This window comes from Intrasporangium sp., assembly GCF_051961875.1.
Lineage (GTDB): Bacteria > Actinomycetota > Actinomycetes > Actinomycetales > Dermatophilaceae > Intrasporangium_A.
In genome coordinates this window covers 1-7,813 of the sequence record NZ_JBQCCV010000293.1, presented here as the reverse complement: position 1 = coordinate 7,813, position 7,813 = coordinate 1, and the positions used below count along the sequence as shown (strand labels likewise).

Sequence of the window (7,813 nt, the reverse complement as noted above, 5' to 3'; positions counted from 1 at the left end):
TGAGGTCGGCGCCCTCGAGGGCCCGTCGATCATGCCGGGCGGATCCAAGGAGTCGTATGTCGCTCTCGGCCCGATCCTCGAGAAGATCTCCGCGCACGTCGACAGCGAGCCGTGCTGCGCGTGGATGGGCCCGGACGGCGCCGGCCACTTCGTCAAGATGGTGCACAACGGCATCGAGTATGCCGACATGCAGTTCATCGCCGAGTCCTACGACGTGCTGTCGGCCGCCGGCCTCTCGGCCGCGGAGATCTCCGACGTGTTCCGCGACTGGAACACCGGCGAGCTCGACTCGTTCCTCGTCGAGATCACGGCCGAGGTGCTCGCCCAGGTCGACGCGCGCACCGGCAAGCCGCTCGTCGAGCTCATCGTCGACGAGGCGGAGCAGAAGGGCACCGGCCGCTGGACGGTCCAGACCGCCCTCGAGATGGGGGTTCCGGTGCCGGCCATCGCCGAGGCGGTCTTCGCCCGGTCGGCCTCCGGTGACGTCGAGATCCGCGAGGCATGCCGCGGCGTGCTGGCGGGGCCGTCCCGCCGGCTCGACGCCGACCGGCAGCAGATCGTCGACGACGTCCGGCAGGCGCTGTGGAGCTCGAAGGTCGTCGCCTACGCGCAGGGCCTGGAGGAGATCCGCCGGGCCAGCGAGGAGTACGACTGGGGCGTCGATATCGCCACGGTCGCCCGGATCTGGCGTGGTGGCTGCATCATCCGGGCCCGGCTGCTCAAGCAGATCAGCGAGGAGTATGCCGCCCACCGGCTCGCGACGCTGCTCGTCGCCCCGAGCATCAAGCAGGGCCTCGGGGAGCGGCAGGACGCCTGGCGGCGGGTCATCGCGGGTGCGACCGCCGCGGGCGTCCCGGTGCCTGGCTTCTCGAGCGCCCTTGCCTACTACGACACCATGCGCGCCGAGCACCTGCCGGCGGCCCTCGTGCAGGGCCTGCGGGACAACTTCGGCGCGCACACCTACCGGCGCACCGACACGGACGGCACGTTCCACACCCTCTGGGCGCAGGACAAGTCCGAGGTGCAGACGGCCTGAGCAGTGGTGTGCCGATGCGTGATCCGATCGAGAGTGCAGCATTCCCGATCGAGAGTGCAGTTGCTGCCATCGAGAGTGCGGCCATGACAAGCGCGAGTGCAGTTGCGGCTATCGAGAGTGCAGGATGTCGATGCGTGAGACTGGGGCCATGATGCCCGCTCTGCCCCCCGACCTCGTCCCGCTCGACGACGAAGTCGGCCGGTTGCTCCGCGAGGCCGTCCCCGTGGGGCGGCTCGGTGTCGCATTCTCGGGTGGGGTGGACTCCGGCCTGCTCCTGGCGCTGGCCGTGCGCCACCTCGGCACGTCCCGTGTCATCGCCGTCATCGGCGTCTCCCCCAGCCTGGCCGCCGACGAGCTGCGGTCGGCCCGGGAGGTGGCCGCCGGCATCGGCGCGCCGGTGGTCGAGGTCGCCACGCGCGAGGGCGACAACCCGCTCTACCGGGCCAACGGGCCGGACCGGTGCTTCCACTGCAAGGACGAGCTCTTCACCCGGATCTCCGACGAGGTGGCCGGCGCCCACGGCCTGGCCGCAGTCGCCTACGGCGAGAACGCCGACGACGCCCGCCGCCCCGACCGGCCCGGGGCGCAGGCCGCGACGAACCACGCCGTCCTGCGGCCCCTCGCCGACGCCGGCCTGACCAAGGCTGACGTCCGGGCGCTGGCCCGCGCCCTCGGCCTGCCCAACGCCGACAAGCCCGCCGCCCCGTGCCTCGCCTCCCGGATCCCGCACTTCTCCGAGGTCTACCCCGAGAAGCTGCGGCAGGTCGAGTCGCTCGAGCACGTGGTCCACGGGCTCGGGTTTGCCGACTGCCGGGTCCGGCACCACGGCGAGATCGCCCGGCTCGAGCTGCGCGAGGCCGACATCGCCAGGGCGATGGAGCCGGCCGCGCGAGTCGCGCTGCGCCAGGCGGGGATCGAGGCGGGCTTCCGCTTCGTCGCCGTCGACGTGGCGGGGATCCAGTCCGGGGCCTTCACGCTTCCCCTCGTCGGGGTGACCCATGGCTGAGGCGTCCCGGCCCCGCGCGGGCGCGACGGACATGGAGGCGCTGACGGACGTGAGCGGCATACCCCTCGATCCTGCGGACCTCGACGGGATCGCGGAGCTGGACCTCGGTCGCGGGGCCCGGCGCGGCTATCCCGAGGCGATCTTCTGTGAGGGCAAGACGGTCGAGCAGGTCCGGGCCATCGCGGCGAACCTGCGGCACGCCATGGCAGCAGGGGAGACCACGGGGACGGCGCTGTTCACGCGGGCGTCGCCGGAGCAGGCGGCGGCCGTGCGCGAGGTGCTGCCCGACGCCCTGCACGACGAGACCGCGCGGGTCCTCGCCTGGCCGCCGACCGCGCCGGAGCCGACCGGCGGGCTCGTCGCGGTCTTCTGCGCCGGTACGTCGGACCTGCCTGTTGCGCGGGAGGCCGTCCTCACCCTGACTTACCTCGGCCGGCCGACGGAGCTCGTCGTCGACGTCGGCGTGGCCGGGCTGCACCGCATTCTCGACCGGGTCGACCTCATCGCCGAGGCCCGGGCGATCGTCGTCGTGGCCGGCATGGACGGCGCCTTGGCGAGCGTCGTGGCCGGCCTGGCCCGCGCGCCCGTCGTCGCGGTGCCGACGTCGGTCGGCTACGGCACCGCGTTCGGTGGGCTGGCGCCGCTGCTGTCGATGCTCAACGCGTGCTCGCCCGGGGTCGGCGTGGTCAACATCGACAACGGCTACGGCGCGGGCCACCTCGCCGCCCAGATCGCCGCCCCCTTCTAAGAGGTCCGGCGACGCGGGCAAGGGGTCAGGACCGCAGGCCCTCGGGAAGCGGACGACCGCTGGCCAACCCCGCCTGGCCGGCAATCGCCTGGGCGGCCTCGAGCACGTCCCGGACGGACCGCCGCAGGCCCTCGGCCGCCGCGGCCACGTCCCGGAACTCGGGCGTCGCCTGCACGATCCGGCCGTCCCGGTGAGCGATCTTGACGTCGATCCGCTCACCGTCGACCTCGATGCTGACCCATCCCCGCTCCAGCTCCCAGCGGCGAATCTCGCTCTCGCGCAGGCCGATCGTGCTCGTCAGCTCGAAGACGAGGTCGCGCAAGGAAGCGACGTCCTCAGGGTGGCCCAGGACGGACAGGACCTGGGCGGGACGGCCTCGCTTCATGACGATCGGCGTGAGCCAGGCATCGGCGGCGCCCGCGTCGAGGAGCGCCTCGACCACGGATGGCCAGACGCGTGGGTCGAGGTCGTCCACGTTCGCCTCGAGCAGCCGCATGGGCCGAGCCACGAGCCCGTCCCCGCCGTCCGGCCCGCTGGTCTCTGTCGCCGTTGCGTGGACCGCTTTCACGCCGAGAGCGATCCGGGTGACGTTGGCCATCCCCTCTCGGTCTGCCGTCCCGGCCCCGACCCCGGTCGCGATGAGCTGCATGGCCGGGATCGGCCCCTGCTCAGCGGCGAGCGTGGTCACGAGGGCCACCCCGGTGGGCGTGGCCAGCTCTCCCTCGCCTCCTGCCGCGACCTGCCAGCCCTTGGCGAGTCCGACGACCGCCGGCCCCGGTACGGGGAGACGCCCGTGCGATCCCCTGATGAAACCGCTGCCCACCGCGATCGGGCTCACGACGACCTCGTCCACGCCGAGGTCCTCCAGGCCGGCGCAGACACCGACGACGTCCGCGATGGAGTCCCAGGAGCCGACCTCGTGGAACTCGACCTCCTCGGTCTCGGTGCCGTGCACTGTCGCCTCGACGCGGGCCAGCGCCTCGAACGTCGCGAGCGCCCGGGACCGGGTCCGCTCGGGCAGCTCTGCACCGGTGATCCGGTCGCGGATCTCCGCCCAGCGGCGGTGATGCTGGTCGGCAGCGACCAGCTCGACGTGCGCCTTCGCGGCACGGAGGCCGCCACGCTTCGTTTCAGACAGGCTGATCCGCACCGTATGCGGCACCACCGCGTCGATGTTCTCCTGAATGGCGTCGAGGTCCGCGCCCAGGTCGAGCAGCGCACCGAGGAGCATGTCCCCGGCGAGTCCGGCCGAAGCGTCGATCCATGCGACAACCCGTCCCTGACCACGAGTTTCCATGAACGACACGCTAACCCGCTGCGCGTCGTACCGCGCGGCGGGAGCATCCCCACGTGACGGGTGGGACGGAGCGCTCACTCGACGGGGAGAACCCGCGTGTGACGCGTGGGACAGACTGCTCACTCGACGTGTCCGGTCGAGTGAGCGCTCCGTCACTTCCGCACCACGCCCATCCACCTGGCGAAGCAGGCCGGCGAGCAGCTGCCGGCCACCGACGGATTGGGTCAGCGGCGCTTGACGAAGGCGATCTCAGCGAGGTCCGGGACGAAGCCGAGCTGCTCGTTGATCGCGATCATGTGCCGGTTCGCGTCGTCGTTGCCCGTGCGGATCGAGGGGCTTTTCACCTCGAGGTCGAGCAGGGCCTGAAGGTTGGCGACCTTGACGGCGAGCCCGAGGCGGTGGCCCCGGTGGTCGGACCTGACGAGGGTGCCCTCCTGGGTCATGTGCCGCTCCGGCACGGACGGCACGACGATCTCGCTGTAGGCGACCACCCCTCCCGAGGCATCGAGAGCGACCGACTCGACGAGCCGCCGACCGGACGCCACGTGTCGGCGCAGCTCCTCCGCATAGTGCTCCGGGCTGACCGGCGACGCCTCCCACTCGATGTCCCCGGTCGGGGCGTCGACGTCGATGAGCCCCTTGAGGACCCCGAGCGACGGGCGATACGCCTCGGGCACCCCGTCGACGTAGGACTCGAGCCGGTAGCCGGCGGGTGACACGGCGAGCTCGTCGAGCCGCGCCCGGTCGACCGGCCATGCACGCGCGCGCTCCGTCGAGACGGTCGAGACGGCATACCCCACGCTTTCGGCGAAGCGGCGGTACGGGTGGTCGCTCACCTGGTCGGCCGGGACGTTGGCGGGGACGATGAACTCGTGCCGGTCCGCCGGGACTTCGGCCTCGGCAGCCGCCACGAGCGCACGCCCGACGCCACGACGGCGGTGCGCGGGATCGACGTCGACCACGAGCCAGACGATCTCGCGGTTGTCCTCCATCGGGAGGTAGATCATGACGCCGCCGAGCACGACCCCGTCCTCAACGGCGACGAGGTCATAGCGCTCCGCCCCGAGCTCCGGCTCGAGCACCTTGCGCAGGTGCTCCTCGAACGGCTTCGGGACGAAGGTCGGCTGCACGGCTCGCACCGAGGCGAGGCAGGCCTCGTACCAGCGCTTCAGCTCGTCGCGGTCGGTCGTGTCGAGTCGGCGGATCTCCATGACTGGCACCCTGTCCGATCGCAGCCACGGCTGTCGACCGAATTGCCTGGCGGGTCAGGAGGACTGACGCCGCTGCTCGTCGCTCCAGACGACGAGAGCCTGCGAACGCACCGGGCGGGGCGGTCGCTGACCGGCCTGCATCGCGACGACGTCACCCCGCGAGCCGGCCGCGAAGATCCGACGGTGCCTGGAGATCGCCAGCCGAGCCGAGTCGAGCTCGTCACCGAGCTCCTCGATGCGAGAGCGGAGCGCCTCCACCTGGTTCTCGAGGTCGAGGATCCGCTGGATGCCGACCAGCGAGACGCCCTCCTGGGAGAGCCGCTGGACCTCCCGGAGCAGCGCCACGTCACGCCCGCTGTAGCGCCGCCCGCCACCCCGGGTGCGCGACGGGGTGACCAGGCCCATCCGGTCGTACTGCCGCAGCGTCTGGGCGTGCATCCCGGCGAGCTGGGCCGCGACGGAGATGACGAAGACGGGAGCGTCGTCGTCCGGGGCACCGCCCCGGTTCGCCTGTCGTGCCATCGTCCTCACCTCCTCGCTCTGGTCGACCTCGTCTCGATGCCCGGGTCAGGCCCGGGCTTTGGCGAACAGCTCGGCCCGCGGGTCGTAGCCGTTCTCGGCCGAGGCCATCTTCTCGATCGCCTCGCGGGCCTCGTCCGTGAGCCGCTGGGGCACGACGACCTGCACCCTGGCGAGCAGGTCGCCGGTCTTGTCGCCCCGCTTGACGCCGCGACCCTTGAGCCGCAGCACTCGTCCGCTCGGCGTCCCCGGGGCCACCTTGACCATGACGGACTTGCCGTCGAGCGTCGGCACGGGCACGGTCGCCCCGAGTGCGGCCTCGGCGAAAGTCACCGGCAGGTCGACCGTCAGGTTGTCGCCGTCGCGCCCGAACACGGGGTGCGGCTCGACCGAGACGGTCAGGATGAGGTCGCCGTTGGGCGCACCCTGGTCGCCGGCGCGGCCCTTGCCGCGCAGCTTGATCTTCTGGCCGTCCCGGACGCCGGCGGGGATCCGCACGTTGATCCGGCCCAGCTCGGCCGACTGGAGCGACACCGTCGATCCCTCGACCGCGTCCTTGAAGCCGATGTGCGTCGACGCGTGGACGTCGACGCCGGGCTGGGGACCGCGCGGCGCGCCGAAGCCGCCGTAGCCGGGGGTGCCACCGCCGTAGCCGGGCGCAGCGCCGCCGCCGAACAGGCCGCCCAAGAGGTCCTCCAGATCCGGGCCGCCCGCGCCACCCGTGCCGAACCGCACGCGCTGGCCGCCGCCGCCACCGAAGCCGGAGAACAGGTCCTCGAAGCTCGCGCCACCGGCGCCGCCGGGCCCGCCCGCGGTGAAGCGGGCGCCACCATGGGCCATCGCCCGCACCGCGTCGTACTCCTTGCGCTGCTCGGGGTCGGAGAGGACGGCATACGCCTCGCCGATCTCCTTGAAGCGCTCGCTGGCCTTGGCATCACCGTGGTTCTGATCCGGGTGCATCTTGCGCGCGAGCTTGCGGTAGGTCTTCTTGATGGTCGCGTCGTCGGCGTCCTGCGGCACGCCGAGGATCGCGTAGAAGTCCTTCTCGAACCAGTCCTGGCTAGCCATCCCGGCGCACCTCCTCGTTACTCATCACAGTCTCATGTATGCCGCTGGGCTGGTCTCCCAGCCCAGCGGCGTGGCGCTCAGGCGGGGTCGGCAACCGACACCCGTGCGGCTCGCACGAGCCGCTCGCCGTTCTTGTAGCCCGGCTGGAAGATCTGCACGATGGTCGTGTTCGTCGCTCCCTCCGGGACCTCGGCCTCGACGTGCATCAGGGCCTCGTGGACGTTCGGATCGAACTCCTCGCCGACCTCACCGACCCGCGCGATGCCGTAGCGCCCGAGGACGTCCTCGAGCTTGTCGGCGATCGCGGCGAACGGTCCCGAGTCGAGGTCGCCCGCCTGCCGCGCGAAGTAGATGTCGTCGAGCACCGGCAGCAGCGCCTCGACGACGCTGCTCACGGCGTTGACGCGGATGACCTCACGGTCGCGATCGACCCGCTTCTTGTAGTTGACGTACTCGGCCTGCAGGCGCTGGAGGTCTGCAAGGAGAGTGGCCGCCATCGTGTCCTCCTCCGCGAGCTCCTCGGTCGCGGGGGCGTGGTCATACTCGTCCTCGCCTCCCGGCTCGGACGAGGCGCCGCCGCCGCCCTCGGTGTAGATGGGCTCGGGCCCGGGGGTGCCGGACGCGGCCGGGGCGCCGGCGGTGCCGGCGCCCTCGGTCGAGTCCGGACCGGTGCCGTTGGGCGGGGTGCCCTCTGGACGGATCTCCGGGTCCATCTGGCTCACTTGGCTTCCTGGTCGTCATCGATGACCTCGGCGTCGACGACGTCCTCGTCGGCACCGGCCTGGCCGCTCGCGCCGCTCTGGCCGGTCTCCCCGTCGGAGGACCCAGCCGAAGCGCCGGCCCCGCTGGCCGCGGAGCTCTGCTCAGCGGCATACACGGCCTGGCCCATGGCCTGGGACTTCTCGTTGAGCGCGTCGACCTTCGCGCG

At 72.0% G+C, this 7,813-nt stretch carries 8 protein-coding genes and 1 pseudogene; 3 read left to right on the top strand and 6 right to left on the bottom strand.

Annotation, left to right across the window (positions count from 1 at the left end):
- The 3 genes from gndA to larB all read left to right on the top strand — a co-directional run.
- On the top strand, positions 1–1,036 hold a 1,036-nt coding region (gene gndA / locus ACTHJJ_RS18360), incomplete at its 5' end, for an NADP-dependent phosphogluconate dehydrogenase (RefSeq protein ID WP_440304389.1).
- Between the two features lie 130 nt (positions 1,037–1,166).
- Positions 1,167–2,042 (top strand): asparagine synthase-related protein, encoded by an 876-nt coding sequence (locus tag ACTHJJ_RS18355; protein WP_440304388.1) that lies wholly within the window; start codon positions 1,167–1,169, stop codon positions 2,040–2,042.
- Between the two features lie 31 nt (positions 2,043–2,073).
- Entirely contained in the window at positions 2,074–2,790 is a 717-nt protein-coding gene (larB, locus tag ACTHJJ_RS18350) for a nickel pincer cofactor biosynthesis protein LarB (protein ID WP_440304391.1), read from the top strand.
- A gap of 25 nt (positions 2,791–2,815) precedes the next feature.
- Here larB and larC read toward each other — a convergent pair whose 3' ends face one another.
- The 6 genes and pseudogenes from larC to dnaK all read right to left on the bottom strand — a co-directional run.
- Positions 2,816–4,087 carry a nickel pincer cofactor biosynthesis protein LarC gene (gene larC / locus ACTHJJ_RS18345; protein ID WP_440304387.1) on the bottom strand — a complete coding sequence of 424 codons (1,272 nt, stop codon included), beginning with the start codon at positions 4,085–4,087 and terminating at the stop codon, positions 2,816–2,818.
- 224 nt (positions 4,088–4,311) lie between these two features.
- Positions 4,312–5,298: a GNAT family N-acetyltransferase gene (locus ACTHJJ_RS18340; RefSeq protein WP_440304386.1), complete on the bottom strand. Its 987-nt coding sequence runs from the start codon at positions 5,296–5,298 to the stop codon at positions 4,312–4,314.
- A gap of 54 nt (positions 5,299–5,352) precedes the next feature.
- A complete protein-coding gene (locus ACTHJJ_RS18335) occupies positions 5,353–5,820 on the bottom strand; it encodes a heat shock protein transcriptional repressor HspR (RefSeq protein ID WP_440304385.1) in 468 nt (155 codons plus the stop codon).
- Positions 5,821–5,865: 45 nt separating this feature from the next.
- Positions 5,866–6,885 (bottom strand): DnaJ C-terminal domain-containing protein, encoded by a 1,020-nt coding sequence (locus tag ACTHJJ_RS18330; RefSeq protein WP_440304384.1) that lies wholly within the window; start codon positions 6,883–6,885, stop codon positions 5,866–5,868.
- 77 nt (positions 6,886–6,962) lie between these two features.
- The gene (locus tag ACTHJJ_RS18325; RefSeq protein ID WP_440304390.1) at positions 6,963–7,598 is read right to left on the bottom strand and encodes a nucleotide exchange factor GrpE; all 636 of its coding nucleotides are present in this window, start codon (positions 7,596–7,598) and stop codon (positions 6,963–6,965) included.
- 5 nt (positions 7,599–7,603) lie between these two features.
- Positions 7,604–7,813: pseudogene (gene dnaK / locus ACTHJJ_RS18320) on the bottom strand (molecular chaperone DnaK); the annotation flags it as partial.